Below are 25,124 nucleotides of genomic sequence, written 5' to 3'. Positions count from 1 at the left end.
CTTTCGAAAAATCAGATGGCTTCACGCAAGTGATAGGATTTCGGCCGGGTCAGATTGTCGTAGCCGATGGCGGAGAGTGCGGCGCCCTTGCCGGTGTCCTTGACGCCGGTCCAGACCAGCGCGGGGTCGAGATAGTCGCAGCGGTTCATGAACACGGTGCCGGTCTCGACGCGGTCGCCAATCGCCATCGCGCGCTCGGTGTCGCGCGTCCAGATCGAGGCGGTCAGCCCATAAGGGCTGTCGTTCATCAGCGCGATCGCCTCCTCGTCGTCGCGCACCTTCATGATGCCTACGATTGGCCCGAAGCTCTCCTCGCGCATGACGCTCATCTGGTGGTCGACGCCGGTCAGCACTTCGGGCGCGAGATAGGGCGAGCCCGGCCGATCGTTCTCGACCTTCATGTTGATATGCGCGGTGGCGCCCTTGCGCAGCGCCTCGGCCTTCTGCTCGCGGATCAGGTCGGCGAAGCGCGCCTGCGCCATCGGCCCCATGGTGGTGGCCTGCTCCAGCGGATTGCCGACGACATAGTTCTTGGTCTCGGCGACAAAGCCTTCCACGAACTCGTCATAGACCCTCTCGTGCACATAGACGCGCTCGATGCCGCAGCAGCACTGGCCGGAATTGTAGAAGGCGCCGTCGACCAGATTGGCCACCGCATGGTCCATCTTGGCGTCGGGCAGCACATAGGCAGGGTCCTTGCCGCCGAGCTCGAGGCCGAGCGTCATGAAGGTGCCTGCAGCCGCCTTCTCAATGGCGCGGCCGCCGGCGACCGAGCCGGTGAAGTTGACATGGTCGATCTTGCCGGAGCCGAGCAGTCTTTCCGTCTGGCCATGGTTCATGACCAGGTTCTGGAACAGACCCTTGGGCAGGCCCGCCTTGTCGAAGGCCTGCTGAAAACGCTCGCCGACAAGCAGCGTCTGCGCCGCATGCTTGAGGATGACGGCGCTGCCGGCCATCAGCGCCGGCACGATGGTGTTGACCGCGGTGAGATAAGGATAGTTCCAGGGCGCGATCACCAGGACGACGCCAAGCGGCACTTTCTTCACATAACGGCGAAAGCCCTCCTTCGGATTGGAGGCCATGACCGGCTTCAGCGCCTGTTCGGCGATCTCGACCATGTAATTGGTGCGTTCCTTGACGCCACCGAACTCGCCGCCATAACGCACCGGACGGCCCATCTGCCAGGCAATCTCCGGCACGATCTCGTCGCTCACGCCGACCAGCGCTTCCAGCATCGAAAGCATGTACTTGCCGCGCTCGACGATCGGCGTCTCGGCCCATTTTTCCTGCGCCGCCTTAGCGCGCTCCACCGCCGCGTTGATCGTCTGGTCTGTCGCGACCGGCCGCTCGGCATAGATCGAGCCGTCGATGGGTGATTTGAGTTTGACCGTTTCGGTCATTTCTTCCTCGCAGTTTTACAACAATCGAAAATGATATGGCCTGGCGCTACCCCTCGCCCGCCCACACCTTCTCCCGCCTGTGGCGGGGAGAAGGAAGAGAGTCCGGCCCCCGTCCCCATTCCCGGAGAGGGCAAAGGGCGGCGCCGACGCCATAGGCTAGTACCGCTCGAACCCCCGGTGCAGTTCCCAATCGGTGATGCGGCGGTCGTATTCGAACTGCTCCCAGCGGGCGGTGTGCACGTAGTGTTCGACCACATCCTCGCCGAAGGCCTGCTGAAGCATGGTGGAGTTCGCCAGCGTCTCAGTGGCATCGCGCAGCGTCTTCGGGATCTCCGGCAGCTGCGACGCTTGATAAGCATCGCCGACAAAAGGCTTCTGCAGCTCCAGCTTCTCGTCGATGCCGGCGAGCCCCGAGGCGATCAGCGCCGCAAAGGCGAGGTAAGGGTTCAAGTCAGCGCCGCCAATGCGGCATTCCATGCGGATGCCCTTGGTGCCCTCGCCGCAGAGCCGGAAGCCTGCGGTACGGTTGTCCTCGCTCCACATGATCTTGGTCGGCGCGAAGGTGCCGGCCTGGAAGCGCTTGTAGGAGTTGATGTAGGGCGCCAGGAACCAGGTGAACTCCTTGGCGTATTTGAGCTGGCCGGCCGCCCATTGCTGGCCGAGCATCGACAAGGTCCATTCAGCGTTTTTGTCGAAGAACAGCGGCGTCTTTCCGTCGGCGCTCCACAGCGAATTGTGGATGTGGCTGGAATTGCCGGCGAGCCCGTAATTGTATTTGGCCATGAAGGAGACGGCCTTGCCTTCGGAATCGGCGATCTCCTTGGCGCCGTTTTTCAGGATGACGTGGCGGTCGGCCATCTCGAGCGCCTCGGCATAGCGCACATTGATCTCTTCCTGGCCAGGACCCCACTCGCCCTTGGAATTCTCGATCGGGATGCCGGCAGCCTCCATCTCGTTGCGAAGCCGGCGCATGATGCCTTCTTCCTTGCTGGTGATGCCGATCTGGTAGTCGCCGATATAGGGCGACGCCGAGTCGAGGCCCTGCCAGTGCTTCTTGCGGGCGGAATCGTAAGTCTCGTTGAACAGGTAGAATTCGAGCTCGGAGGCGAAGTAGCCGATATAGCCGCGCTCGCTCAGCCGCTTGACCTGCTTCTTCAGGATCGCGCGCGGCGAGTGCGCGAGGTCTTCATGATCGTGGTGGTCGAGCACGTCGCAGATGACCAGCGCCGTCTTTTCGAGCCAGGGGATGCGCCGCAGCGTCGAAAGGTCGGGCTTCATGACGAAGTCGCCATAGCCCTTCGACCAGCTCGCCGCCTTGTAGCCAGGCACCGGCTCCATATCGATGTCGCAGGCGAGCAGATAGTTGCAGCCATGCGTCTCGCCATGCGCGGAATCGACGAAATACTGGGCCAGGAAGCGCTTTCCCGCGAGCCGTCCCTGCATATCGACGATGCAGGCCAGAACCGTGTCGATCTCGTCATTCGAGACCGCTTTCTTCAACTGATCGAACGAGAAATTCCCGGCCATTCTTGTGGCGCTCCAGTGCTGGTCGATTGAGAGGGAGAAACGAAACCATGGCCGGCGCGATGTCGGCCATGGTCATGAAGCGAATTGTCAGTGGCCGGTTTCGCCCACTGCCTGCTCGGCCGCCTTGATCGCAGCCTGGCGCGCCGCGATGATGTCGCCGAGCGGCGGACCCTGGAAGCGGTTGCGCTCGAAGGCGAACCAGACGATCGCCGTCAGGATGAAGAAGCTGACGGTGATGTAGAGCGCCCAGTCGTTCGGCGGCTGGATGCCGATGACGAAGATCAGGATCATCGACACAATCGACAGGAAGGCGAACAGCATGAAGATGCCGCGGCCCATATTCCACGGCCCCATCTTGTCCCACTTCGGCGTTCCCCAGGCCATCATGCCGAGCACGATCGGCACGGTGAAGGAGAGGAACAGGAAGATGACGGTGCAGGACACCACGATCGTGTAGGCCGAAGTGCCGGCGACCGAGACCACCGACGAGCCCCACACGAACAGCACCGACAGGATCGACGCTGTCCAGATCGCCGCCACCGGCGTGCGGTGGGTCGGGCTGACCTTGGCGAGCGCCGAGGAGCCTGGCAGGCCGCCGTCACGCGAGAAGGCGAAGATCATGCGCGAGGCCGAGGTGACGGTGGCAAGACCGCACAAGAGCTGAGCCAGGAACACCACGAGGTAGACGAACTCCTTGATGCCAGGGCTGACGCGCTGGTCGAAGGCCCAGAAGAACACGTTCCAGCCCTGCTTGGCGGCGTCGTCCATGTTCGGGATCATCAGCACGAAGGCGGCCAGGAACAGGTAGCCGAACAGTGCCGACCAGATGACCGACATCACCATCGCGCGCGGCACCGAGGAAGCGGCCTTGATGGTCTCTTCCGACGTATGCGCCGAAGCATCATAACCGGTGATCGTGTAGATCGGCAGCAAGAGGCCGAGCGCGAACACCCAGGCATTCGATACCGACGGCCAAACACCTGCGCCCGCGTCGCCGGAATAGTTGTGGAAGGTAAAGAGGCGGCTGAAATCCCAGGTTTCGGCGGCAGCCAGGCAGACGATCGCGATCAGAATTGACCCGAAGAAGATCAGGTAGCCCGAGAAGTCGGTGAGTTTCGCCGTCAGCTTGATGCCGAGGTGGTTGATCAGGGCCTGGGCGCCGGTGATGATGACCAGGAAGATCATCTGGTTGGTGAGCGTTCCCTCGATCCCGAGCGCCGGTCCGAAGGCGCCGAGGAAAAACGTCCAGGTGCCGACATTGATGGCGCCGAGCACGGTGATCAGGCCGAGCAGGTTGAGCCAGGCCGTCACCCAGCCGGTGCCGCGGTTGCCGAGGATCGAGCCCCAGTGATAGAGGCCGCCGGCCGTCGGATAGGCCGAGCTGATCTGCGACATGGCGACAGCGAACGTGAGCGACACGAAGCAGCCGACCAGCCAGCCGATGCCTATGCCGATGCCACCGGCGCCGGATGTGGCCTGCGCCAGCGAGTTGATGCCGCCGGACAAGATGCAGATGATGGAGAAGGAAACTGCGAAATTCGAAAAGCGGCTGAGGCGCCGCTCCAGTTCCTGGGCGTAGCCCATATTGTGGAGAACCTTCATGTCCTCCGCTTTGTCGACTTCGGTATAACCCGGTGATGCCATTTGAAGTCCCCTATTTGATTCTTAGCTGGCCGATTGAATTGACTTTCCCATTGCGCGTTGTCGGGAGCCCCTGGCCTCCTCGGGCTCCAGATTAGAAAATATGCCGGTGAGCAGATCCGCCCATTTCCGCTGCCCGGTCTCGCCGGAGATTTCGTCGTTGCGGATTTCGATCATCGCGCAGGCAAGGCCGCGCGAGCGCGCATGCCGTTCCAGCGTGAAATACACGCGGTCGGCCGGCGAATAGGGTTCGTTGACGCCGACGGTGACTCCGGCAAGCCGTTGCAATGCCGCTATCAGCGGCGCCGCCAGCCGGCGGTCGTCGTCATGGATGATGCCGATATGCCAGGGCCGGCTCCTGCCCTTGTAGACCGGCGTGAAGGAGTGCACCGACACCAGACGCGTTTCCTGGCCGCGCGCCAGCCGCTGTTCGATGATCCCAGCGATCGTGTCGTGGAACGGACGCCAGGCCAGGTCGATCCGCGCGGCACGCTGCTTGTCCGAAAGATCGGTATTGCCCGGGATGGCCGTCGTCTCGCTGACTGGCGGCACGAGGTCCGGCGCGTCGAGCGGCCGGTTGCAGTCGATCACCAGGCGCGAGATCCGGGTCTCGACCAGCGTGGCATCAAGCGCATCGGCCATGCGGCTGGCGACGGGCAACGCGCCCGGATCCCAGGCGATATGGCGGAAAAGATCCTCGACGGGCAGGCCGAGCGTGCCGAATTCGGCGGGCAGGAAGTTCGAAGCGTGGTCGCAGGTGAGGATGAAAGGGCTCGAGCCGCCGGGGTTGGTCACCCTTACGGTCTCCGACGGTGCAAGGCTGGCCGGCCGTGCTTTCTCCATACTGCCGTCCCCTGGGGAGCGCTGTATCGTATGTTACGTATTTTGCCTCATTGCGTCCCTGTGGATGATTTCATACACTTTATCCGACTTTGTCAAACGCCGAATTCCGAAAACGGCGGCGACCGGGTCAAAGGGTGGGGAAAACGATGATCTCCAGCATTGCCGAACTGATCTCGGACCGCATCGGCACCATGCCAGCGGGCGAGCGCCGCGCCGCGCAGACGCTGATTGCCAACTATCCGCTGACCGGGCTGAAGACGGTGGCCGAATTCTCGGCCGCGGCGGGAGTTTCGTCACCGACGATCCTGCGTTTCGTCGCCAGGCTCGGCTTCCAGAACTATCCCGAATTCCAGTCGGCGCTGCAGGATGAGCTGGCCGCGCAGCTGCAGTCGCCAGCATCGCGCACGCTCAACCCGGCGTCGCCTGTCGGCGGCGGGGCCGTTTCGCCGATGCTGGAGGCGACGCTGCAAAACATGCGCGAGACGTTCCGGCACCTCTCCGACAAACAACTGGCAGACATCGCCACAAGGCTTGCCGAACGGCGCGGCAAGACCTTCCTGATCGGCGGCCGCTTCACCGACCCGCTGGCCCGCTACATGGCCGCCCATCTCGCCATCATCCAGCCGGATGTCTACCACCTCGCCGGTCAGGAGAGCATCTGGCGCGACCGGCTGATCGATATGGGCAAGCGCGACGTGCTGGTGATCTTCGACATCAGGCGCTACCAGGAAAGCCTGGTCCGTTTCGCCGAGAAGGCACACCAGCGCGGCGTGCAGATCGTGCTCTTCACCGACCAGTGGCTGTCACCGATCGCCCGCTTCGCCCGCCACGTGATCGCCGGCCGCACCGCGGTGCCCTCGGCCTGGGATTCGTCGGCCGCCCTCTTCGTCGTCGCCGAGACGCTGATCGGCGCCGTCACGCGGCAGCTCGAAGCCGCCGGCGCCAAGCGCATCCGCGACCTGGAGAGCTTGCGCTGAGCGGTCGCCAATCTGAGTAGCCGCTACGGCTTGATGAACACCTTGCCGTTCGGCTTGCCCAACTCGGCCGGCAGCCGCGCCATCGCCTCGTCCATCGCCACCACCGCCGTCACATCGGTCGACCACCGCCCGTCGGAAAAACGCTTCTGAGCCTCCAGCACCGCCGGGCCGAGCCGGTCGCGGAACTGCCGCATCCATTCGGCGAGCCAGAAGCCTTCGATGCGCTTGTGCTGGAAGATCAGCTGGCCGGGCTCGCGGACGACGGTCGGCTCGGCATCGAGCCTTCCATAAACGATCCAGCGCGAGCGCTTCGGCATGGCATTGAAGATGGCCGAGGCTAGCGGCCCGGTGACCGCGTCCAGGAAGACGCGCGGCTGCTCGGCCTTCATCACCTCGCGCAGCGCCGGCTCGAAATCCGCTGCCTTCTCGTTGAGCACATGGGAGGCACCAAGTTCCCTCAGCAAAGGAATCTGCTCATCACGGCGCACGGTGACGATCGGCCGAAAGCCCTCCTCCTTCGCCAGGCCGATGATCAGCTTGCAAAGCTGGCTGGCGCCGGCGGTCATGATGAAGGCCTTGTCGCCTTCCTGCTTGACGATATCGAACATGGCTAAAGCGGTCAGCGGATTGACGATCATCGCCGCGGCGTCCTCGTCACGCACCGTGTCGAGCAGCGGAATGCAGGACGCCGCCTCCGCCAGCGCGTAATCGGCCCATGAACCCCAGTTCGACACGCCGGTGGCGAAGGCGACACGTTTGCCCGCAAGGCTTTTCGCGTAGGGGTCGTCGCCGGTCGCGACGACAATACCGACGCCTTCGAAGCCTGCTGGCTGCCCCTTTACCCGCGGCTGGCCGTATTGCCCTTTGATGAAGGCGATATCGGACGGGTTGATCGAGGCGAGGCTGACCTTGATCAGCGCTTGCGTCGGCCCCGGGGTCGGCACTCCGATGCTCCCCGGTTGGAGATAAGGCTCCATCGCCTCCAGCGCGCCGGCGGAAGGTGTCTTGGTGTAACCGTCGCCGACCAGCAACAAGCCTCGCATTTCCGATGGATGCGTCATGGCGATCAGACCTTCTCCTGGGTGTATTTCCTGAGTTCCGTGCGCGCCACTTGCCGCCGGTGCACGGCGTCGGGCCCGTCGGCGAGCCGCAGGGTTCGCAGATGCGTCCACGAGCGGGCGAGCGGCGTGTCCTGGCTGATGCCTTGCGCGCCGAACATCTGCACCGCCTCATCGGTGACCTTGAGCGCAACGCGCGGCGCGACGACCTTGATCTGGCTGATCCAGGGCGCGGCGGCGCGCGCATCGCCCTGGTCGATCATCCATGCCGCCTTGAGGCACAAGAGCCTCGCCATCTCGATCTCCATGCGGCACTCGGCGATGATGTCGAAATTGGCGCCGAGCCGGGCCAGCGACTGGCCGAAGGCCTCGCGCCGCACGGAGCGCTGGCACAGCATCTCCAGCGCCATCTCGGCCTGCCCGATGGCGCGCATGCAGTGATGGATGCGGCCCGGCCCCAGCCTTCCTTGCGCGATCTCGAACCCCCTGCCCTCGCCGAGGATCAGGTTCGCCGCCGGAACCCGCACATCCTCGAACCTCAGATGCATATGACCGTGCGGCGCGTCGTCGTCGCCATAGACCTGCATGGGCCGCAACCTGGTGATGCCCTTGCTGTCGGAAGGCACCAGGATCATCGAATGCCGGCGATGCTGCGGTTCCTCGTCGGACCCGGTCCGGACCATGACGATGTAGATGGCGCAGCGCGGATCGCCGGCGCCCGATGCCCACCATTTCTCGCCGTTGAGCACATAGTCGCCGCCGCTCCGCTCGCAGCGCATGGAGATGTTGGTGGCGTCCGACGATGCGACGTCCGGCTCGGTCATCAGATAAGCCGAGCGGATTTTCCCCTCGAGCAGCGGCTCCAGCCATTCTTGCTTGTGCTCGACGGAGCCGTAGCGTTCCAGCACCTCCATGTTGCCGGTGTCGGGCGCCGAGCAGTTGAAGGTCTCGGCGCCGAGATGCGCCTTGCCCATCTCCTCGGCCAGATAGGCGTATTCGACCGTCGAAAGGCCATATCCGCGCTTGGAATCGGTGAGCCAGAAGTTCCACAACCCGCGCTCCCGCGCCGTCTTCTTCAGCCCTTCGAGGATCTCGGTCTGCCTGGCCGTGTAGGCCCAGCGGTCGCCATTCCGGCCGACCTCGGCCAGAAACTCCTCGCCGAGCGGCGCGATCTCGTCGCGCACCATCGCGGCCACGCGCTGATGGATGGGCTTCAGCCGCTCGGTCATGCCGAGATTCATGTCCGCCATCGGTTCTGGCCCTTTCCAAGCTGCGTCTTTACCCGTGGCAAGGATGACCGTACTTCGGCTAGCCTTGTCAACGCGAGTCCTTTGGCTCCGGCCGGGACGAGGCGCGTGGGAGGAATTGGGATGAGCTATCTGGACATGCTGTTCTCGGTCACCGGCAAGACAGCGCTGGTGACCGGCGCCGCGACCGGCATCGGCCGCATGGTCGCAACCGGACTGGTGCGGGCCGGCGCCACCGTGATGATCGCCTCGCGCAAAGGCGAGGACTGCGTGCGCGTCGCCAGCGAGCTCAACGCGCTCGGCGGCTCCGGCCGGGCCGAGGGCTTTGCCGGCGACGTTTCCAGCGAAGCGGGCATCGCCGCTCTGGTCGCCGAAGTGAAGGTGCGCACGGACAGGTTGCATATCCTGGTCAACAATGCCGGCATTTCGTGGGGCGCGCCGCTGGAGGAGTTTCCCTATCACGCCTGGGCCAAGGTGTTCGGCGTCAACGTCACCGCCGTCTTCCACCTGACGCGCGAGCTTTTACCGCTGCTCGATGCCGCAGCAAGCGACGAGGATCCTGCCCGCGTCATCAACCTGGGCTCGGTGATGGGCAGCCAGCCGCTGGCCGACGACGCCTATTCCTACACCGCGTCGAAGGCCGCGGTGCATCATTTGACGCGCACGCTGGCGATCGAGTTCGCCGCCCGCCGTATCACCGTCAACGCCTTTGCCCCCGGCCCCTTCCAGAGCCGGATGACGGCCTTTGCCACCGCCACCGAGGAGCAGGCGAAACATGTCGGTAACCATGTTCCGCTGGGCCGCATCGGCGTGGCGGATGACATTGCCGGCGCAACGCTCTATTTGTGCAGCCGTGCCGGAAGCTATGTCACCGGCGCCATCCTGCCGATCGACGGCGGCCAGTCGGTGCAGCACGGGATGACATTGTTCAAGGAATAAAACGCTCGCGATCCGGGCGGAGGTGCGGAGGACATTCGCGTGGAACCGATCAGTCTCGATACGCTTCTGGCCAGCGTCGGCAAGGAGGTCGGTGTGTCGCCCTGGCGCACGGTGACGCAGCGCATGATCGACCAGTTCGCCGACGCCACCGACGACCACCAGTTCATCCATTGCGACCCGGAGCGCGCCGCGCGCGAGACGCCGTTCGGCGGCACCATCGCGCATGGCTTCCTGTCGCTGTCGCTTCTGTCGGCCATGACCTTCGAGACCATGCCGCCGATCGAGAACACCAAGATGGGCGTCAACCACGGTTTCGACACGCTGCGCTTCCTGGCGCCGGTCAAGACCGGCTCGCGCATCCGCACCCATTTCGTGCTGGCCGACGTCAAGGTGCGGCCTTCGGGCTGGGTGCAGACGGCGCATGACGTGACTATCGAGATCGAGGGATCGAAGAAGCCGGCGCTGACCGCGCGCTGGCTGACCCTGACGCTGATCGAGCGCCAGCCAGAGACCGCATGAGCGGCGACGCCAACGCCTTGGGTAAGGCGGCGCTCGCGCCTTACCTCGAGGCGCATATCCCGGGCTTTGCCGGGCTGTCCGCGATCGAGAAATTCAAGTCCGGACAGTCGAATCCCACCTACCTTTTGACAGCCGCAAGCGGCCGCTACGTGCTGCGCGCCAAGCCGCCGGGACAACTGCTGAAATCGGCGCATCAGGTCGATCGCGAGTTCCGGGTCATGCAGGCGCTTGGCTCGACCGCCGTGCCGGTACCGCGCATGTTGCACCTATCCGGCGAAGACTCGCCGATCGGCCGCATGTTCTATGTGATGGAGTTCCTCGAAGGGCGCATCTTCTGGGATCCGTCCTTGCCGGACGCATCCGGCGATGCCGAGCGGAGCGCGATCTACGACGCCATGAATGCAACGCTTGCCGCCTTGCACGATGTCGATGTCGAGGCCGTGGGCTTGAGCGATTTCGGCAAGCCCGGCAGCTATTTCGAGCGCCAGTTCGCCCGCTGGACCAGCCAGTACCGCGCCTCCGAAACCGGAACCATCGCCAACATGGATCGGCTGATCGCCTGGCTGGAGACGCACATGCCGGCCAATGACGGCCGGGTCTCGCTGGTGCATGGCGACTACCGGCTGGACAACATGATTTTTGCCAAGGATGGGCCCAGGGTCATCGCCGTGCTCGACTGGGAACTGTCGACGCTCGGCCATCCCTTTGCCGACCTCGCCTATCAATGTATGCAGTGGCGGCTGCCGCACGCCTCCGGCTTTCGCGGCCTTGGCGGCGTCGACCGCGCAGCAGCCGGCTTGCCCTCCGAGGAAGCCTATGTCGCCACCTATTGCCGCCGGCGTGGGATCGACGGCATCGGCAACTGGACCTTTTTCCTTGCCTTCTCCTTCTTCCGCCTGGCGGCGATCTGCCAGGGCGTCTACCGCCGCGCGCTGGACGGCAACGCCTCCAACCCGGAGAAGGCCAAGACGTATGGTGAGGCGGTGAAGCTGCTTGCCGCGCTCGCGGTGGACCTGATCAACAGGAAGAGTTGAACAAGGAGAACCGAGCCATGGGTCGTTTCGATGGAGCGACAGTGCTGATCACCGGTGCGACCGGCGGGCTCGGCAGCGGCGCCGCCAAAGCCTTCGCCGCCGAGGGCGCGCGGCTGGTTCTTTCCGATCTCGATGAAGCGCACTTGGCGATTTCGCGGCAACACTCGGCACCGAGACCGCGCTCCTTGCCGGCAATGTTGCCGACGAGACGCTCTCGGAGAATCTGGTGAAGCTTGCCGTCGAGAAATTCGGCCGGCTGGACATCGCCATCAACAATGCAGGCATCGTGCACGCATTCGTGCGCCTGCCGCAGGTGACATCGGAGGAAGCGCGCCGCGTGCTCGAGGTCGACCTGCTAGGCGTTTTCTACGCCATGAAGCACCAAATCCCGCAGATGGAGCGCCAGTTCAGGGACAGCGGCAAGGGCGGCGCCATCGTCAATGTCGCCTCGGTCGCCGGTCTCTCCGGCGCGCCGAAGCTGTCGGTCTATGCCGCCGCCAAGCATGCGTGATGGGACTGACACGGTCGGCCGCCGTCGAATATGCCAGCAAGGGCATACGCATCAACGCGGTCTGTCCGGCTCATACCAGGACGGCGATGGTCGACGGCTTCGTCCGCTCCACCGGCGCGCCCGAAGCCGAGGCGCTTGCCGAACTCACCCGCGGCGTGCCGATGAAGCGCGTTGGCAAGGTCGGCGAGATCGTAGCCGGCATCGTTTATCTCGCCGACCCCGTCAATTCCTTCATGACCGGCCATGCGCTGGCGCTGGACGGCGGCATCGGCGCGATCTAACGCATCGAAGAAAAGCCGGAATCGGTTTTCGGTCCGAAATTGTGTTGGAACAATGCGTTAGGGCGTACCTTGGGGAACCAAGCCGCTCCCTTGTTCGTTTCCGTACAGCGTATATAATTTCGCCAGGCAACCAACCACAAAAGGCAGGCGGACATTGGCGCTGAGCGTTCAGAAACGCCGCGAGAAACAGAAAGCCGAGCTTCGGTCCGAACTGGTCGACGCAGCCCACAAGCTCGTCCAGGAAGAGGGCTACGAAGGGCTTACCATCCGCAAGCTGGCCAAGCGGGTCGGCTACGCGCCGATGTCGGTCTATTCCTATTTCGCCGACAAGCAGGACATACTGTTCGCGCTGGCCGAGGACGCCTTCGAGACGCTTGCTCGGCGCATCGAGGACCATTCCGCCGACGATCCCGTTGAGGCGCTGCGGGCGGTGATGACCGAATATGCCGCCTTCGGGCTCGGCAATCCCAACGAATATCGCACCGTCTTCATGACCGAGAAGACCAAGCTGCCGGAGGGCCGCAGCTACGAGGAGATGGAAGAGGGCAACCCGGCGATGAAGGTGCTGATCAAAAGGGTCGAGGCCTGCGTGGCCGCCGGCAAGCTCAAGGGCGACCCGCGCGCCATCGCCACCATGCTGTGGACCGTCGGCCACGGCACGATCTCGCTTTTGATCACCTTCCCCTTCTATCCGTTTGGCGACCCCCAGGCCTATGTGAGGCGCATGTGCGACTTCATGCTGGCCTCGCTGTCGGCGCAGGACGTCCCCCCGCTCACCGAAACACCCGTCAACTGCTGACCGGCTCGTGCCGGTTTCAGTGACGCCGACCGCTTGATCCGCCGCGGCGAATTCCTACGTACAAGAAAATTTGTCGTACACGTACAAATCCCCCCTTGAATTCAACTTCCGTTAACCGTATATGTACGGCGTATCGTACACGTACGGCAAGATTACTGGAGACGGAAGATGAAAAAGACGATCCTCGCTCTCGCCGCCGTGCTGGCCTTCTCGGGCGCCGCTTTCGCCGGCGCGAGCCAGCCGGCCAAGCAAACCCCCGCGGCCTGCGCCCAGAGCAACGCCAGCGTGAAGCTTGACTGCACCGCGACCGGTTCGGTCGAAAAGGCCGACGCCAGCAAGACCCAGACCACCAAGGGCCCGCGGCTCGGCATCGATGTGAATCCGTGGTTCGTGCCCGGCCTCTAGAGCAATTCCAGGAAGAGCGTGTAACGGTTTTCCGTCCGGAATTGCGTAAGAACAAATATTTGGAGCGGTTCGGCGATTCCATGAATCGCTGAAACGCTCTAAGCGACGTAGAAACGGAAACGAAAACGGGCGGCATTGGCCGCCCTTTTTCGTTTCGCCTGAAGTCCGACTGCCTGCCGCGACGGCGTTACTTGTCGCGCGACTTCATTCCAGGGATGGTCTTGGCCTTGCCAGGCTTTGCCGGCCCGCCGGTGATGGAAGGACTGGTAATCGATACCGGATCGCTGGCCGGAAAGGTGTCCTCGAGACCTTCTTCGAGTTCTTCTTCCTCGATCTCGTGGTGCCGCTCCCGCTCCAGCGAGCGGACGGCCGCAGTCTTCTTGGACGACATCGGCGCGGATTTGGACGGCATCGCGCTTCTCCCTCGCTGGAGCAATTCCGGGAAAGTGCGCAGCGGTTTTCCGCCCGGAATTGCATTGACCTAGTCGCAAACAACGGGCCGGGGCGACGATGGTTCCTGCGAGGCCTCTTCGGGCAAACAGCGGCTGGAAAAATCAGTTCGCCGCGTCGCTCGCCGCTTCCGACAGGAAAGTAAAGACATAGTCCGAGAAGGAACGCCAGCACTCCACCCGGAACGCATCCGCCGCGGTGCGCAACAGCACGATCTCGGACTTGCCGAGAATGGTGCGCGAGGCCGCCTCGACCGGGAATGCTTCGAGCGACAGGTCTTGCGGGCAGCCGGAATTGACCGTCACCGCGGCCGCCGGTCCGTTGACCGAGATCGCGACATTGCGATGCGAGATGCCTACCGCCGAATGCAGCGCCGAGACCTTGGCGCAATCGGCCAGCGGATCGTTGCCGGACTCGTCGATGATCAGCCACTCGTCCGGCCCGAGCCACAAAGCGGTGCGCCCGCCCTTCGTGGCCGAGCTTTTCGGCTTCGTCGGCAGCGTCACCCCGAGCCCCTTGGAAAGCGCGGCGAGCGAAGCTTCCGGCGCGCGCAGCGAGATGCGCTCGGCCGGCGGCAGAATCTCGACCTTGACGCCAGGCGCGGACAGCGCGCGGCCGGCAAGCGCGGGCCGCCGCTCGACGGAGGCCGAAGCAGCGTTTGTCTTGGCGGCAGCCTTAGCCATTGAGGCGTTCTCCCTTCTCGTCGACAAACACCATGCCGGTGACTTCCACCTCGATCGTGCCGTTCGGCATCGGCACGTAGAGCGTCTTGCCCATCTTGTCGCGGCCGCCGGCGACCAGCGCCAGCGCGATCGAGCGTCCGCAATTCTCCGACCAGTAGCTGGAGGTGACGTGGCCGATCATCTTCATCGGGATCGCCTGTTTCGGATCCTCGACGATCTGCGCGCCCTCTTCCAGCACGACCTTCGCGTCCTTGGTCTTCAGGCCGACGAGTTGCTTGCGGCCCTTGGCGACGAGGTCCGCACGCGCCATGCCGCGGATGCCGACGAAGTCGGTCTTCTTCTTGCCGACCGCCCAGTCGAGCCCGGCATCGTTCGGCGTCACCGTGCCGTCGGTGTCCTGGCCGACGATGATGTAGCCCTTCTCGGCGCGCAGCACGTGCATGGACTCCGTGCCGTAGGCGGTCGCGCCATGCTTCTGGCCTTCGGCCCACAGCGCCTCCCAGACAGCCTCGCCATAGTCGGCCGGCACGTTGACCTCGAAGCCACGCTCGCCGGTGAAGGACATGCGGAACAGCCTGGTCGGCACGCCGCAGATCTTGCCCTCGCGCACCGACATATGCGGCAGCGCCTCGTCCGACATGTCGATGCCTTCAACCAGCGGCGCGATGATCTCGCGCGATTTCGGCCCCTGCACCGCGATCACAGCCCATTGCTCGGTGATCGAGGTCAGCCAGACGTTGAGATGCGGGAACTCGGTCTGGAGGTAGTCCTCCATGTGATGCATGACGCGCGGCGCGCCGCCGGTCGTCGTCGTCACATGGAAGCGGTCCGGCGCCAGCCTGCCGACGACGCCGTCGTCATAGATGAAGCCGTCCTCGCGCAGCATGATGCCGTAGCGGCAGCGGCCGGGCTCCAGCTTCTCCCACGGATTGGTGTAGAGCAGCTCCATGAACTTGGCAGCATCCGGCCCGACCACCTCGATCTTGCCGAGCGTCGATGCGTCGAACAGGCCGGCCGTTTTGCGCACCGTCACGCATTCGCGGTTGACGGCGGCGTGCATGTCCTCCCCGGCCTTCGGGAAATACCAGGCGCGCTTCCACTGGCCGACATCCTCGAACACGGCACCTTGGGCTGCTGCCCAGCCATGGGTGGCCGTCCGCCGGGTCGGGTCGAACAGCGGCCCCCGCGCGTGTCCGACGATCGAGCCGAACGTCACCGGCGTATAGGGGGCGCGGAACGTGGTGAGGCCGACCTGCGGGATCGGCTTGTCCAACGTCTCGGCGGCGATCGCCAGGCCGTGCATGTTCGACGTCTTGCCCTGGTCGGTCGCCATGCCGTTGGTGGTGAAGCGCTTGACGTGCTCGATCGAATGCATGCCCTCGTGCACCGCCTGGCGGATGTCTTTGGCGGTGACGTCGTTCTGGAAATCGACAAAGGCCTTGACCGTCGTGCCCGCTCCGGCGCCGGGCGCCGCACCCAGCATGCCGCGCGACCAGCTCTCGCCGGCATCGACCGTCGGCTTGGTGCCCTTGCCCGCCTTGATGCCGGAATCCTTGCCGCCTGCGTCCTTTGCCGCCTTGGCGCCGGCCGCATAGGCCTCTTCGACCGTGGCGTCCAGCCCGTCGGTGCCGTTGCAGGCGCCGACCGACACGCAGTCCTGCGCGTAGGTGCCCGGCACGAAGCGCCGCGTCTCCTCGTTGAAGGCGACCTTGCCGCGCGACTGCGAAAAGAGATGCACCGACGGCGTCCAGCCGGCCGACATCAGGATCGCATCGACGGGAACCGTGCGCTCGCCGCCGCCATTCTTCGGCTGCACGGTCATCGACGACACCCGCAGCTTGCCGCCGGCGCGGACCACAGCGCGGCCGAAATTGATCTCGATGCCGAGACCTCTCGCCTCGTCGATCACCGATCCGGACGGGTTGTCGCGCAGGTCGACGATGGCTGCGATATTGACGCCGGCCTTCTTCAGGTCGATCGCTGCGGCGTAAGCCGAGTCGTTCGCGGTGTAGACGCCGACATTCCTGCCGACCGCGACGCCGTAGTGGTTGAGATAGGTGCGCGCCGCGGAGGCGAGCATGATGCCTGGACGGTCGTTGTCGGCGAACACCATGTGGCGCTCGATGGCGCCGGTCGCCAGCACGACGCGCCCGGCGCGCACCTGCCACAGGCGCTCGCGCGCCAGTTCGCGGCCGGGGGTCTTGAGATGGTCGCTGACCCGCTCGACCAGGCCGACAAAATTCTGCGCGTAATAGCCAAAGGCAGTCGTGCGCGGCAGCACCCGGACATTGTCCATCGCCTTGAGCTTCGCGATCGCGCCCTGCGCCCAGGCAAAGCCATTCTCGCCGTCGATCCTGGCGCCGCTCTCGAAGCGCAGGCTGCCGCCGAATTCCGCCTGCTCGTCGGCGATGATCACCCGCACACCGGTTTCGGCGGCGGCGAGCGCCGCGGCGATGCCGGCAGCACCGCCGCCCAGCACCAGCACCTCGCAATGCGCATAGCGCGCGGCATAGTGGTCGGGGTCCGGCCGGTCCGGCGAAACGCCGAGGCCGGCGGCCGCGCGGATCTTCGGCTCGTAGAGGCTCTTCCAGGCCGACTTCGGCCACATGAAGGTCTTGTAGTAGAAACCGGCCGAGAACAACGGCGAGGCGATGTCGTTGACCGCGCCGACGTCGAAGGCGAGCGAGGGCCAGCGGTTCTGCGAATTTGCCGTCAGTCCGTCATATAGTTCCTGTACGGTCGCCCGCACATTCGGCGTCTTGCGCGCATCGTCGCGCACGATCTGCACCAGCGCGTTGGGCTCCTCCGCGCCGGCCGACAGGAAGCCGCGCGGCCGGTGGTACTTGAAGGAACGGCCGACCAGGTGGACGCCGTTGGCGAGCAGCGCCGAGGCGAGTGTGTCGCCCTCGATGCCGGTATAGGACTTGTCGTCGAAGCTGAACGACGCGGTCTTCGCCTGGCTGAGGCGCCCGGCGCCGGGAATGCGGAAGGCGGCGTTCATTTCGAGGCTCCAGGCAGCTTCGCGGGCTTCGGCTCGCCGGCCTTGTAGGTCATGACGAACTTGTCGGTGACGGTGTCGCGCACGGCGTTGAAGAAGCGCGCGCAGCCATGAATATGCCGCCAGCGCTCATAGATGACGCCTTTCGGGTTCGCGCGGATGAAGAAGTATTTCTCGAAATCGTCTTCGCTCTCGCCGGCAATGTTGGCCGAGCGCACGATATGCGCCTCGCCGGCATTGCGGAACTCGAGTTCCGGACGCTCTTCCTCGCAATAGGGGCAGCGGATGAGAAGCATTTTCGGTCGATCCTACAATTCGCCATGACCGACGCGGGCGCCGGCCGGTTGATCGCAAAGCCTCTGGGCAAACGTCACCATCAGTGCGCCACCGCCGCCGCCGCTGCCTCGTCGATGAGACGTCCGGTGCGGAAGCGCTCGAGGGTGAAGGGCGCGTTGATCGGATGCGGGTCGTCCCTGGCGATGGTGTGGGCAAAGACGTTGCCCGAGCCCGGTGTCGCCTTGAAGCCGCCCGTGCCCCAGCCGCAGTTGACATACAGGCCCTTGACCGGCGTCTTGGCCAAGATCGGCGAGCGGTCGGGCGTGACATCGACGATGCCGCCCCAGGAACGCAGCATCTTCATGCGGGTGAAGATCGGGAACATCTCGCAGATGGCGTCGAGCGTGTGCTGCAGGATGTGCAGGCCGCCGGTCTGCGAATAGGAGACATACTGGTCGGTGCCGGCGCCGATGACCAACTCGCCCTTGTCGGACTGCGAGATGTAGGCATGCACTGTGTTCGACATCACCACGCAGGGCACCACCGGCTTGACCGGCTCCGACACCAACGCCTGCAGCGGATAGCTTTCGAGCGGCATGCGCACGCCGGCCATGTTCATGATCACCGAGGAATGGCCGGCGGCGACGACGCCGATCTTCTTGGCGCCGATAAAGCTGCGCGACGTCTCGACGCCGGCGACCGCGCCATTGGCCGCGCGCTTGATGCCGGTGACCTCGCAGTTCTGGATGATATGCACGCCGCGCGCCGACGCGCCGCGGGCATAACCCCAAGCAACCGCATCGTGGCGCGCCGTGCCGCCGCGCCTCTGGAGCGCTGCGCCCATCACCGGATAGCGCGCCTCCTTGGCGATGTTGAGCGGCGGGCAGAATTCCTTCGCCTGCTCCGGCGTCAGCCATTCATTGTCGATGCCGTTGAGCCGGTTGGCATGGATGTGGCGCTTGAACACCTGGACGTCGTGGACGTTGTGCGCGAGCATCATGACGCCGCGCGCCGAATACATGACGTTGTAGTTGAGCTCCTGGCTGAGCCCGTCCCACAGCTTCAGTGCATGGTCGTAGATGCCGGCGCTCTCGTCATAGAGATAGTTGGAGCGGATGATCGTGGTGTTGCGGCCGGTGTTGCCGCCGCCGAGCCACCCCTTTTCCAGCACAGCGACATTGGTGATGCCGTGCTCGGTCGCCAGATAATAGGCGGTGGCCAGGCCGTGGCCACCGGCGCCGACGATGATGACGTCGTATTCCTTCTTCGGCTCCGGCGAGGTCCACTGCTCTTCCCAGCCCTTGTGGCCGCGCATGGCCTCGCGGGCAATGGCGAATACCGAGTATTTCTTCACGTTCCAGCCTCGCCCAAAAAATCGCGGATATCGGCCGGGGCCTTCCCGGCGCGCGAGGTGTATCACTAGCGAAACCGCGCCGCCATCCTTGCACTGTTTGCGACGGCGCTTGCCGTTTTGCGCCGTCGCGAAAAAGAGGTACCCGGGCTGGTTGATGGGGCTGTCTTCGACCACTATCGCTGACGTCCAACAATTCGGGGGACGATGTTGGGTAACGCCGGGTGGAATCTGACATTGCGATTTTTTCTTGAGCTTGCCGCCTTGCTTGGCCTCGGCATAGCCGGCTGGGGTCTTTCTGGCGAAGTTTGGCGCTGGGTCGCCGCGCCGGCCGTGCCACTCGTCGCGGCGACACTGTGGGGACCCTTCGCGGTTCCAAACGATCCCAGCCGGTCGGGGCGTGCGCCGGTTCCGATCCCTGGCGCGGTGCGGCTGGTGCTGGAACTGGTGATCCTGTTCGGTGGCGCGGTCGGGTTCCATGCGGCCGGATACAAGACCACGGCCATCGTCGTCGCCCTCTTGATCGTCGTGAGCTACGCATTTTCGCTCGATCGCCTCGGTTGGCTTCTAAAACAGTAGTTGAGCCCTTGCGCCTTGCGCAGCTTTCGGGTGGTCGCAACCATGAGCATTTGCGACCACCGCCGGCAAGCCCGGTACAGAGGAAGGATGACGAAAATGTTCGCACTCACAGCCAAGATTGCCATCGTCACCGGCGCCAGTTCCGGCATCGGCCGCGCCACCGCCAAGCTGTTCGCCGAGCACGGTGCCAGCCTCGTCGTCGCGGCGCGCCGCCAGGCTGAACTCGACGCCCTCGTCACCGAAATCGAGGCGGCCGGCGGCACCGCGGCGGCACTTGCCGGCGATGTCAGGGACGAAGCCTATGCCAAGGCCCTGGTCGAGCTCGCCGTCGCGAGGTTCGGCGGCCTAGACATCGCCTTCAACAATGCCGGCGCCGTCGGCTTCATGGCGCCTCTGCCCGAGATGGCGCCGGCGACTTGGCACGAGACGATGGACACCAACCTGACCAGCGCCTATCTCGCCGCCAGGCACCAGATACCCGCAATGCTCAAGCGCGGCGGCGGGTCGCTGATCTTCACCTCGAGCTTCGTCGGCTACACCGCCGGGATGCCGGGCATGGCGGCCTATGCCGCGGCCAAGGCGGGCCTGATCGGGCTGACGCAGGTGCTGGCAGCCGAGTACGGTCCGAAGGGACTGCGTGTCAACGCGCTGCTGCCCGGCGGCACCGACACGCCTGGCGCTACGACCACCACGCCAGAGGCTCGCGCCTTCGTCGAGGGCATCCACGCGCTGAAGCGCATGGCGCAGCCGGAGGAGATCGCCCGCTCGGCGCTCTACCTGGCCTCCGACGCCTCGAGCTTCACCACCGGCACGGCGCTGTTTGCCGACGGTGGCGTCTCGATCAATCGGACGTGATCCGTCCGACGGACGGGAAACATGCCAATCCGGTGAAATCTTTCACCACGACCTTGCTTTCGGGTTCGATTTGGCGATTTTGGTTTTCCCGTCGGAGACGGACCGGAACCATGCTGCTGATCAGAACCTATGTCGCCCAGAGCGCTATCGAAGGCGTTGGCGTATTCGCCGCCGAGCCGATCAGGAAGGGTGCGTCGATCTGGCGGCTCGACCCGGATTTCGACCGGCTGATCCCGATGGAGAAATACGAGGCGGCGCCGCCGCATCTCAAGGAATTGCTCGACCGCTATGCCTATCCGAGCCCGGACAAGCCCGGCTTCATGGTCTATGAGGTCGACAATGGCCGCTTCATGAACCATGCCGAGCGGCCGAACACGGATTTCTCCCAATATGGCGGTGCCACCGCGACCCGGGACATCGCCGCCGGCGAGGAAATCACCTGCGACTACGGCGAGTTCTTTGAGGATTTCGCCCGTCTCCATCTGGCGACGGCCTAAAGCCCGGGCAGGCGAGACCCGGCGCTTCGGTTTTTGATCGCGGTTTCCTGCAATCAACGGTGGACAGGACGGCCTGATTCTGCTATCAGCCGCCACAATTCGCGGTGCAACCCGCCGCGGAGGCATAGCGGCTATGGTCGTTAGCCTGTTGATTTCAAACCCGAAGACAGGATTGCACGTGCAGGTACTCGTCCGCGACAACAATGTTGATCAGGCGCTTCGCGCGCTGAAGAAGAAGATGCAGCGCGAAGGCATTTTCCGTGAAATGAAGATGCGCGGTCACTACGAGAAGCCGTCCGAGAAGCGCGCCCGCGAGAAGGCGGAAGCCGTTCGCCGCGCCCGCAAGCTGGCCCGCAAGCGCGCCCAGCGTGAAGGCCTGCTGCCGATGACCCCGCGCCCGGCTCCGGCTGGCGCCGCTGGCGCTGCGCGTTCGCCGCGCTGATTACGCCAATTTTTCGTCCTTTTCGAAGGATACCGAGGGTGGCGCGATGTGGAATCGCCGCCACCTTTTTGTTTATGCATGGGAGCCGGTTCGGAGAGGGAACGGACTGACGGCGCTGCGGCAGTGAGGACAAAAATGAACGCAATTTCCGTGGAGCGCAGAACCGCTTTTCGCGGCTTCGCCCTGACGGCGGCCCTGCTTTCGGGCCTGACGCTTGCAGCATGCCAGACGGCGCCGACGGGCGAGTTCAACAACGTCGACAAGGCGCAAGGCTCGAGCGAGAACATCTCCTCGCTGTCGGCGGTCATCCAGCGCAATCCCCAGGACCCCGAGGGCTACAATGTGCGCGGTTCGGCCTATGGCCGCGGCGGCCAGTACCAGGCGGCGCTCAAGGATTTCGACACCGCCATCCAGCTCAATCCGAACTTCTACCAGGCCTATTCGAACCGGGCGCTGATCCAGCGTTTTCTCGGCGACCAGCAGGCGGCGCTTGCCGACTACAACCGCTCGATCCAGATCAACGCCAATTACGACGCCGCCTATATCGGCCGCGGCAATCTGTACCGCAAGGCGGGCCGCACCCAGGATGCCTTCAACGATTTCCAGAAGGCGATCCAGCTCGACACGACCGACGCCCGCGCCTACCACAATCGCGGCCTGATCTATCAGAGCCAGGGCCAGCACAAATTCGCCATCGAGGACTTCTCGACCGCGATCTCGCTGGCGCCGGACGCCGCTGAGCCCTACAACGGCCGCGGCCTCTCCTATCTGGCGACGGGCGACGAGGACAACGCCTTCGCCGACTTCAACATGGCCATCAAGCTCGATGGCAAGAATGCCGAGGCCTGGGCCAATCAGGCGCTCATCTATGAGCGCCGCGGCGACAAGGTGAGGGCGGCCAAGTCCTACCGCGAGGCGATCCACCTCAATCCGAACTACCAGCCGGCCAAGGACGGCCTATCCCGCACCTCCACCGGCGCCAGCTGATCGGCGCTGGCGCCCCCGCGCGTTGCGCGACTTTCGCTTGGTGATACCACTGCCGGGTAGCGTTGCCGTTCTGGCACGCCGATAGCGGTCCGTTAACCGCGGGGCGCAATGCGCCTGCGATTGCCATGTTCGCGCCAAGTTTTGGGCGGAACGCTCCGCGCACCTCGATCGTTAAATCGAGGCTAGTTTTCGAATTTTGCGAAAGGGACCTCCCCGATGATCAACAAGCTTGTTTGTGCCGCGGCGCTTGCCACCACGGTCCTCGCCTCCCCCGTCAGCGCCGGCGTGCTCCGACTCGGTACGCTGGACTGCACCATCGACGGCGGCGTCGGCTATGTCATAGCCTCAAACAAGGGCGTGTCCTGCACCTTCCGTCCCTATCATCATGGGCCGTCCGAGCAGTACACCGGGATGATCTCCAAGCTCGGCGTCGATGTCGGCCAGACGCACCAGGGCCAGCTGGTCTGGGCGGTGCTTGCCGCCACGCGCAGCCATGATGCGGGCGATCTTGCCGGCAGCTACTACGGCGTCAACGCCGAGGCGAGCGTCGTGACCGGCGGCGGCGCCAATCTCCTGGTCGGCGGCCTGAACGGCGCCTTCATGCTCGAGCCGCTCAGCGTCCAGGCACAGACCGGCGTCAATCTGGCCGTCGCGGTGGCCTCGCTGGATCTCGTCCACTCCTACAAGTGAAGCCTTTCAATCAGTCGTTCTAAGTAGACCGATGCGGCCCGGGACACTCGTTCCGGGCCGCATTCCTTTTGGCGCCCTGACCGCCTGTGTGCATTCGCGCCTCTGCCCAGTCGGAGATCGCTGAAGAAAGCCTCTTGAGCTCAACTGCCCTTGAGGTTCTACAAGCCCTGCCGAACTGGATCTGGCGCTTCGTTCGAAAAGCGGATGAGGCTGCGAATGGCATCAGGGAGATCGACGTGACGGCAGCAGGCAGCAACAAGGTCAGCAACAAAGTGGACTGGCGGGCGCTATGGGCGAGCGGCGATCTGGCGCGCTTCTGCTTTATCAGCCTCGGCATCCTGCTGCATGCCACCAACGAGACGATGGTGGCGACGGTGATGCCGGCCATGGTCGGCGAGCTGGCGGGCGTGCAGCTGGTTGGCTGGTCGCTGGCGGTCTACGAGCTCGGCGCCATTGTCGCGGGTGCCGCGGCCGGCCGGCTGGTCAGCTATGTCGCGCTGCGCTCCAACATGATGGTCGCCGCCCTGCTCTACGCGGCGGGCGCGCTGATCTGCGCCACGGCCCCTGCCATGCCGCTGTTCCTTGTCGGGCGCCTAGTCGAGGGACTTGGCGGCGGCGCGCTCGTGTCGCTCGCCTTCGTCTCGGTCGAGCGCCTGTTTCAACGCAACATCTGGCCGCTGCTCTTCGGCATCATGTCGGCGATCTGGGGCGTCGCCGCCTTCAGCGGGCCGATGCTCGGCGCGCTCATGACCGAGTTCCTGTCGTGGCGCTGGGCCTTCGGCGCCTTCACGTTCGGCGGCGCGGCGATGGCGTTGGCGAGCTTCATCGTACTCGACACGCCCGAGGCAACGAAGCCGCAGGCAGTCGGCGGCACGGCGCCGCCCTTTCCCTATCCAGCGCTCGCCTGCCTCGCCGTCAGCGTCGTGCTGATCGCCGCTGCCGGCATCAATGTTGCCCTGTTGCGTTCGTCGCTGCTCCTGGCCCTCGGCCTGATCGGCCTGGCGCTGTTCTTCCGCATCGACGCTCTCAGGCCCCGCTCGCGCCTCTTCCCGTCGCCATTGTTCTCATGGCGCTCGCCGCTTGGCAGCGGCATGACCATGGTCGCGGCGTTCTCGGTGGCCACCTGCACCTTCACCATCTACGGGCCACTGCTCCTGACCGAGCTGCACGACATTCCGATACTGACCACTGGCTACATCATCGCCGCCGAATCGATCGCCTGGTCGATCCTGTCGATCCTCATCGCCAATGCGCCGTTGGAGCGTGAACGCATGATCATCGTCATTGGCGCGCTGATGATCGCCTCCGGTCTCGCCGGCTTTGCCTATGCGATTCCTGTGGGATCGATCCCGCTGATCCTGCTCTGCGCCCTGCTGCAGGGCGGCGGCTTCGGCGTTTGCTGGCCGTTCCTCACGCGCGTCATCGTCGCTTCGGCCCGCGACGGCGAGCAGACGATCGCCTCGGCCGCCGTGCCGACCATGCAGCGCATCGGGTACGCGGTGGGCGCGGCGCTTGCCGGCATCGTGGCCAACGCCAGCGGCTTCTCGGAAGGTCTCAACCGCGAAGCCGCCGCGGATGTCGCCGGCTGGCTGTTCCTCGCCTTCGTGCCGCTCGGGATTGTCGGTTGTATCGGGGCTTTGAGGATCTGGGGGCCGGCTGATCGCCCCCTCGAAGCAATCGGCTGACATCGGCACGGTCAGGCTGCTTCGCTTCGAACACATCCGGTATAGTGTCGAAAGCGATCCCGCAGCCGAGCAAGGAGGGCCGATGTCCGCCGTAAGGTACTTTGTCCGAGACGTTCAGGAAGCGATCGAATTCTACAGGGACGTCCTCGCATTCGAGCTGATAACGCAATATGGGCCGGCAATGGCCATCGTCAGGCGCGGCGAGCTGACGCTCTGGCTTGCCGGTCCACGTTCATCGGCCGCACAACCGACAGTCGAGGGCGAGACGCCTTCGCCGGGGGGCTGGAACAGAATAGTCGTCCTCACCGAAGACTTGAGATCCAAGCTGGCGGATATCGAAGCAGCAGGTTGCAAGATACGGGTCCCGCTCAGGACCGGTCCCGGCGGCTCCCAGCTCGTGATCCAGGACCCTTCCGGAAACTGCATCGAACTCTTTGAGGAAGCCTGAGC

27 protein-coding genes and 1 pseudogene are annotated in these 25,124 nt (G+C 64.5%); 17 read left to right on the top strand and 11 right to left on the bottom strand.

From position 1 onward, the window contains the following. Positions 1–11: 11 nt before the first annotated feature. From EN853_RS25540 to EN853_RS25525, 4 genes are all read right to left on the bottom strand, one after another. Positions 12–1,400: an aldehyde dehydrogenase family protein gene (locus tag EN853_RS25540; protein WP_127859261.1), complete on the bottom strand. Its 1,389-nt coding sequence runs from the start codon at positions 1,398–1,400 to the stop codon at positions 12–14. A gap of 156 nt (positions 1,401–1,556) precedes the next feature. After that, the gene (locus tag EN853_RS25535; RefSeq protein ID WP_127859262.1) at positions 1,557–2,927 is read right to left on the bottom strand and encodes a glutamine synthetase family protein; all 1,371 of its coding nucleotides are present in this window, start codon (positions 2,925–2,927) and stop codon (positions 1,557–1,559) included. An 87-nt stretch (positions 2,928–3,014) separates the two neighbouring features. After that, complete coding sequence (locus EN853_RS25530; RefSeq protein WP_127859263.1) at positions 3,015–4,571, bottom strand: amino acid permease; 1,557 nt, start codon at positions 4,569–4,571, stop codon at positions 3,015–3,017. A 21-nt stretch (positions 4,572–4,592) separates the two neighbouring features. Further along, the gene (locus tag EN853_RS25525; protein ID WP_127859264.1) at positions 4,593–5,411 is read right to left on the bottom strand and encodes an N-formylglutamate amidohydrolase; all 819 of its coding nucleotides are present in this window, start codon (positions 5,409–5,411) and stop codon (positions 4,593–4,595) included. 146 nt (positions 5,412–5,557) lie between these two features. Here EN853_RS25525 and EN853_RS25520 point away from each other — a divergent pair, with 146 nt between their 5' ends. Further along, positions 5,558–6,388 carry a MurR/RpiR family transcriptional regulator gene (locus EN853_RS25520; protein ID WP_127859265.1) on the top strand — a complete coding sequence of 277 codons (831 nt, stop codon included), beginning with the start codon at positions 5,558–5,560 and terminating at the stop codon, positions 6,386–6,388. 23 nt (positions 6,389–6,411) lie between these two features. Here the strand turns inward: EN853_RS25520 and EN853_RS25515 are convergent, their stop codons facing one another. Together EN853_RS25515 and EN853_RS25510 are read right to left on the bottom strand one after the other, a co-directional pair. Beyond that, on the bottom strand, positions 6,412–7,449 hold the full coding sequence (locus EN853_RS25515; protein ID WP_127859266.1) for a zinc-binding dehydrogenase: 1,038 nt from the start codon (positions 7,447–7,449) through the stop codon (positions 6,412–6,414). 5 nt (positions 7,450–7,454) lie between these two features. Then, entirely contained in the window at positions 7,455–8,696 is a 1,242-nt protein-coding gene (locus EN853_RS25510) for an acyl-CoA dehydrogenase family protein (protein WP_127859267.1), read from the bottom strand. A 120-nt stretch (positions 8,697–8,816) separates the two neighbouring features. On the opposite strand from EN853_RS25510, the gene EN853_RS25505 reads away from it, so the two are divergent. The 8 genes and pseudogenes from EN853_RS25505 (at position 8,817) to EN853_RS25480 (ending at position 13,181) form a co-directional block, all read left to right on the top strand. Beyond that, entirely contained in the window at positions 8,817–9,632 is an 816-nt protein-coding gene (locus EN853_RS25505) for an SDR family oxidoreductase (protein WP_127859268.1), read from the top strand. Between the two features lie 39 nt (positions 9,633–9,671). Next, a complete protein-coding gene (locus EN853_RS25500; protein ID WP_059184497.1) occupies positions 9,672–10,151 on the top strand; it encodes a MaoC family dehydratase in 480 nt (159 codons plus the stop codon). After that, positions 10,148–11,185: a phosphotransferase gene (locus EN853_RS25495; RefSeq protein WP_127859269.1), complete on the top strand. Its 1,038-nt coding sequence runs from the start codon at positions 10,148–10,150 to the stop codon at positions 11,183–11,185. The genes EN853_RS25500 and EN853_RS25495 overlap by 4 nt, the downstream gene beginning before the upstream one ends. 17 nt (positions 11,186–11,202) lie before the next feature. Further along, the gene (locus tag EN853_RS35145; RefSeq protein ID WP_348631607.1) at positions 11,203–11,415 is read left to right on the top strand and encodes an SDR family NAD(P)-dependent oxidoreductase; all 213 of its coding nucleotides are present in this window, start codon (positions 11,203–11,205) and stop codon (positions 11,413–11,415) included. Further along, positions 11,394–11,696 (top strand): annotated as a pseudogene (locus EN853_RS35140) (SDR family NAD(P)-dependent oxidoreductase); the annotation flags it as partial. The gene EN853_RS35145 and the pseudogene EN853_RS35140, both read left to right, overlap by 22 nt. Then, positions 11,696–11,977 (top strand): SDR family oxidoreductase, encoded by a 282-nt coding sequence (locus EN853_RS34780; RefSeq protein ID WP_245517185.1) that lies wholly within the window; start codon positions 11,696–11,698, stop codon positions 11,975–11,977. The pseudogene EN853_RS35140 and the gene EN853_RS34780, both read left to right, overlap by 1 nt. 154 nt (positions 11,978–12,131) lie before the next feature. Next, positions 12,132–12,776 (top strand): TetR/AcrR family transcriptional regulator, encoded by a 645-nt coding sequence (locus EN853_RS25485; protein ID WP_127859270.1) that lies wholly within the window; start codon positions 12,132–12,134, stop codon positions 12,774–12,776. Positions 12,777–12,944: 168 nt separating this feature from the next. Next, positions 12,945–13,181 (top strand): DUF680 domain-containing protein, encoded by a 237-nt coding sequence (locus tag EN853_RS25480; protein WP_127859271.1) that lies wholly within the window; start codon positions 12,945–12,947, stop codon positions 13,179–13,181. Positions 13,182–13,368: 187 nt separating this feature from the next. On the opposite strand, the gene EN853_RS25475 is transcribed toward EN853_RS25480, so the two are convergent. From EN853_RS25475 to EN853_RS25455, 5 genes are all read right to left on the bottom strand, one after another. After that, entirely contained in the window at positions 13,369–13,593 is a 225-nt protein-coding gene (locus tag EN853_RS25475; protein WP_127859272.1) for a hypothetical protein, read from the bottom strand. 142 nt (positions 13,594–13,735) lie between these two features. Continuing rightward, positions 13,736–14,314 (bottom strand): sarcosine oxidase subunit gamma, encoded by a 579-nt coding sequence (locus EN853_RS25470; RefSeq protein ID WP_127859273.1) that lies wholly within the window; start codon positions 14,312–14,314, stop codon positions 13,736–13,738. Beyond that, entirely contained in the window at positions 14,307–17,315 is a 3,009-nt protein-coding gene (locus EN853_RS25465) for a sarcosine oxidase subunit alpha (protein ID WP_127859274.1), read from the bottom strand. The genes EN853_RS25470 and EN853_RS25465 overlap by 8 nt, the downstream gene beginning before the upstream one ends. Beyond that, positions 17,312–17,608 carry a sarcosine oxidase subunit delta gene (locus EN853_RS25460; protein ID WP_127859275.1) on the bottom strand — a complete coding sequence of 99 codons (297 nt, stop codon included), beginning with the start codon at positions 17,606–17,608 and terminating at the stop codon, positions 17,312–17,314. The genes EN853_RS25465 and EN853_RS25460 overlap by 4 nt, the downstream gene beginning before the upstream one ends. Positions 17,609–17,688: 80 nt before the next feature. Further along, positions 17,689–18,942, bottom strand: coding sequence for a sarcosine oxidase subunit beta (locus tag EN853_RS25455; protein WP_127859276.1), 1,254 nt, complete (start codon positions 18,940–18,942; stop codon positions 17,689–17,691). Positions 18,943–19,146: 204 nt separating this feature from the next. Between EN853_RS25455 and EN853_RS25450 the strand changes: the two genes are divergently transcribed. From EN853_RS25450 to EN853_RS25415, 8 genes are all read left to right on the top strand, one after another. Next, complete coding sequence (locus EN853_RS25450) at positions 19,147–19,518, top strand: DUF2568 domain-containing protein (RefSeq protein WP_245517184.1); 372 nt, start codon at positions 19,147–19,149, stop codon at positions 19,516–19,518. 96 nt (positions 19,519–19,614) lie between these two features. Beyond that, entirely contained in the window at positions 19,615–20,373 is a 759-nt protein-coding gene (locus EN853_RS25445) for an SDR family oxidoreductase (protein ID WP_127859277.1), read from the top strand. A gap of 110 nt (positions 20,374–20,483) precedes the next feature. Then, positions 20,484–20,870 carry an SET domain-containing protein-lysine N-methyltransferase gene (locus EN853_RS25440; protein ID WP_127859278.1) on the top strand — a complete coding sequence of 129 codons (387 nt, stop codon included), beginning with the start codon at positions 20,484–20,486 and terminating at the stop codon, positions 20,868–20,870. A 178-nt stretch (positions 20,871–21,048) separates the two neighbouring features. Beyond that, the gene (rpsU, locus tag EN853_RS25435; protein ID WP_126058367.1) at positions 21,049–21,312 is read left to right on the top strand and encodes a 30S ribosomal protein S21; all 264 of its coding nucleotides are present in this window, start codon (positions 21,049–21,051) and stop codon (positions 21,310–21,312) included. 135 nt (positions 21,313–21,447) lie between these two features. After that, complete coding sequence (locus EN853_RS25430) at positions 21,448–22,299, top strand: tetratricopeptide repeat protein (RefSeq protein WP_127859279.1); 852 nt, start codon at positions 21,448–21,450, stop codon at positions 22,297–22,299. Positions 22,300–22,515: 216 nt separating this feature from the next. Continuing rightward, positions 22,516–22,989 (top strand): DUF992 domain-containing protein, encoded by a 474-nt coding sequence (locus EN853_RS25425; RefSeq protein WP_127859280.1) that lies wholly within the window; start codon positions 22,516–22,518, stop codon positions 22,987–22,989. Between the two features lie 236 nt (positions 22,990–23,225). Continuing rightward, the gene (locus EN853_RS25420; protein WP_127859281.1) at positions 23,226–24,674 is read left to right on the top strand and encodes an MFS transporter; all 1,449 of its coding nucleotides are present in this window, start codon (positions 23,226–23,228) and stop codon (positions 24,672–24,674) included. An 82-nt stretch (positions 24,675–24,756) separates the two neighbouring features. Continuing rightward, positions 24,757–25,122: a VOC family protein gene (locus EN853_RS25415; protein ID WP_127859282.1), complete on the top strand. Its 366-nt coding sequence runs from the start codon at positions 24,757–24,759 to the stop codon at positions 25,120–25,122. Positions 25,123–25,124 lie beyond the last annotated feature (2 nt).

It is taken from the genome of Mesorhizobium sp. M1C.F.Ca.ET.210.01.1.1, assembly GCF_004791585.1.
GTDB lineage: Bacteria > Pseudomonadota > Alphaproteobacteria > Rhizobiales > Rhizobiaceae > Mesorhizobium.
The sequence above is the reverse complement of the archived record's forward strand: the minus strand, read 5'-3'. Positions and strand labels throughout refer to the sequence as shown.

Coding starts and splice junctions, on each gene's coding strand:
- EN853_RS25540 (WP_127859261.1), bottom strand. CDS start 1,400: ATGACCGAAACGGTCAAACTCAAATCACCCATCGACGGCTCGATCTAT.
- EN853_RS25535 (WP_127859262.1), bottom strand. CDS start 2,927: ATGGCCGGGAATTTCTCGTTCGATCAGTTGAAGAAAGCGGTCTCGAAT.
- EN853_RS25530 (WP_127859263.1), bottom strand. CDS start 4,571: ATGGCATCACCGGGTTATACCGAAGTCGACAAAGCGGAGGACATGAAG.
- EN853_RS25525 (WP_127859264.1), bottom strand. CDS start 5,411: ATGGAGAAAGCACGGCCGGCCAGCCTTGCACCGTCGGAGACCGTAAGG.
- EN853_RS25520 (WP_127859265.1), top strand. CDS start 5,558: ATGATCTCCAGCATTGCCGAACTGATCTCGGACCGCATCGGCACCATG.
- EN853_RS25515 (WP_127859266.1), bottom strand. CDS start 7,449: ATGACGCATCCATCGGAAATGCGAGGCTTGTTGCTGGTCGGCGACGGT.
- EN853_RS25510 (WP_127859267.1), bottom strand. CDS start 8,696: ATGGCGGACATGAATCTCGGCATGACCGAGCGGCTGAAGCCCATCCAT.
- EN853_RS25505 (WP_127859268.1), top strand. CDS start 8,817: ATGAGCTATCTGGACATGCTGTTCTCGGTCACCGGCAAGACAGCGCTG.
- EN853_RS25495 (WP_127859269.1), top strand. CDS start 10,148: ATGAGCGGCGACGCCAACGCCTTGGGTAAGGCGGCGCTCGCGCCTTAC.
- EN853_RS35145 (WP_348631607.1), top strand. CDS start 11,203: ATGGGTCGTTTCGATGGAGCGACAGTGCTGATCACCGGTGCGACCGGC.
- EN853_RS34780 (WP_245517185.1), top strand. CDS start 11,696: ATGGGACTGACACGGTCGGCCGCCGTCGAATATGCCAGCAAGGGCATA.
- EN853_RS25480 (WP_127859271.1), top strand. CDS start 12,945: ATGAAAAAGACGATCCTCGCTCTCGCCGCCGTGCTGGCCTTCTCGGGC.
- EN853_RS25475 (WP_127859272.1), bottom strand. CDS start 13,593: ATGCCGTCCAAATCCGCGCCGATGTCGTCCAAGAAGACTGCGGCCGTC.
- EN853_RS25470 (WP_127859273.1), bottom strand. CDS start 14,314: ATGGCTAAGGCTGCCGCCAAGACAAACGCTGCTTCGGCCTCCGTCGAG.
- EN853_RS25465 (WP_127859274.1), bottom strand. CDS start 17,315: ATGAACGCCGCCTTCCGCATTCCCGGCGCCGGGCGCCTCAGCCAGGCG.
- EN853_RS25460 (WP_127859275.1), bottom strand. CDS start 17,608: ATGCTTCTCATCCGCTGCCCCTATTGCGAGGAAGAGCGTCCGGAACTC.
- EN853_RS25450 (WP_245517184.1), top strand. CDS start 19,147: ATGTTGGGTAACGCCGGGTGGAATCTGACATTGCGATTTTTTCTTGAG.
- EN853_RS25445 (WP_127859277.1), top strand. CDS start 19,615: ATGTTCGCACTCACAGCCAAGATTGCCATCGTCACCGGCGCCAGTTCC.
- EN853_RS25440 (WP_127859278.1), top strand. CDS start 20,484: ATGCTGCTGATCAGAACCTATGTCGCCCAGAGCGCTATCGAAGGCGTT.
- EN853_RS25430 (WP_127859279.1), top strand. CDS start 21,448: ATGAACGCAATTTCCGTGGAGCGCAGAACCGCTTTTCGCGGCTTCGCC.
- EN853_RS25425 (WP_127859280.1), top strand. CDS start 22,516: ATGATCAACAAGCTTGTTTGTGCCGCGGCGCTTGCCACCACGGTCCTC.
- EN853_RS25415 (WP_127859282.1), top strand. CDS start 24,757: ATGTCCGCCGTAAGGTACTTTGTCCGAGACGTTCAGGAAGCGATCGAA.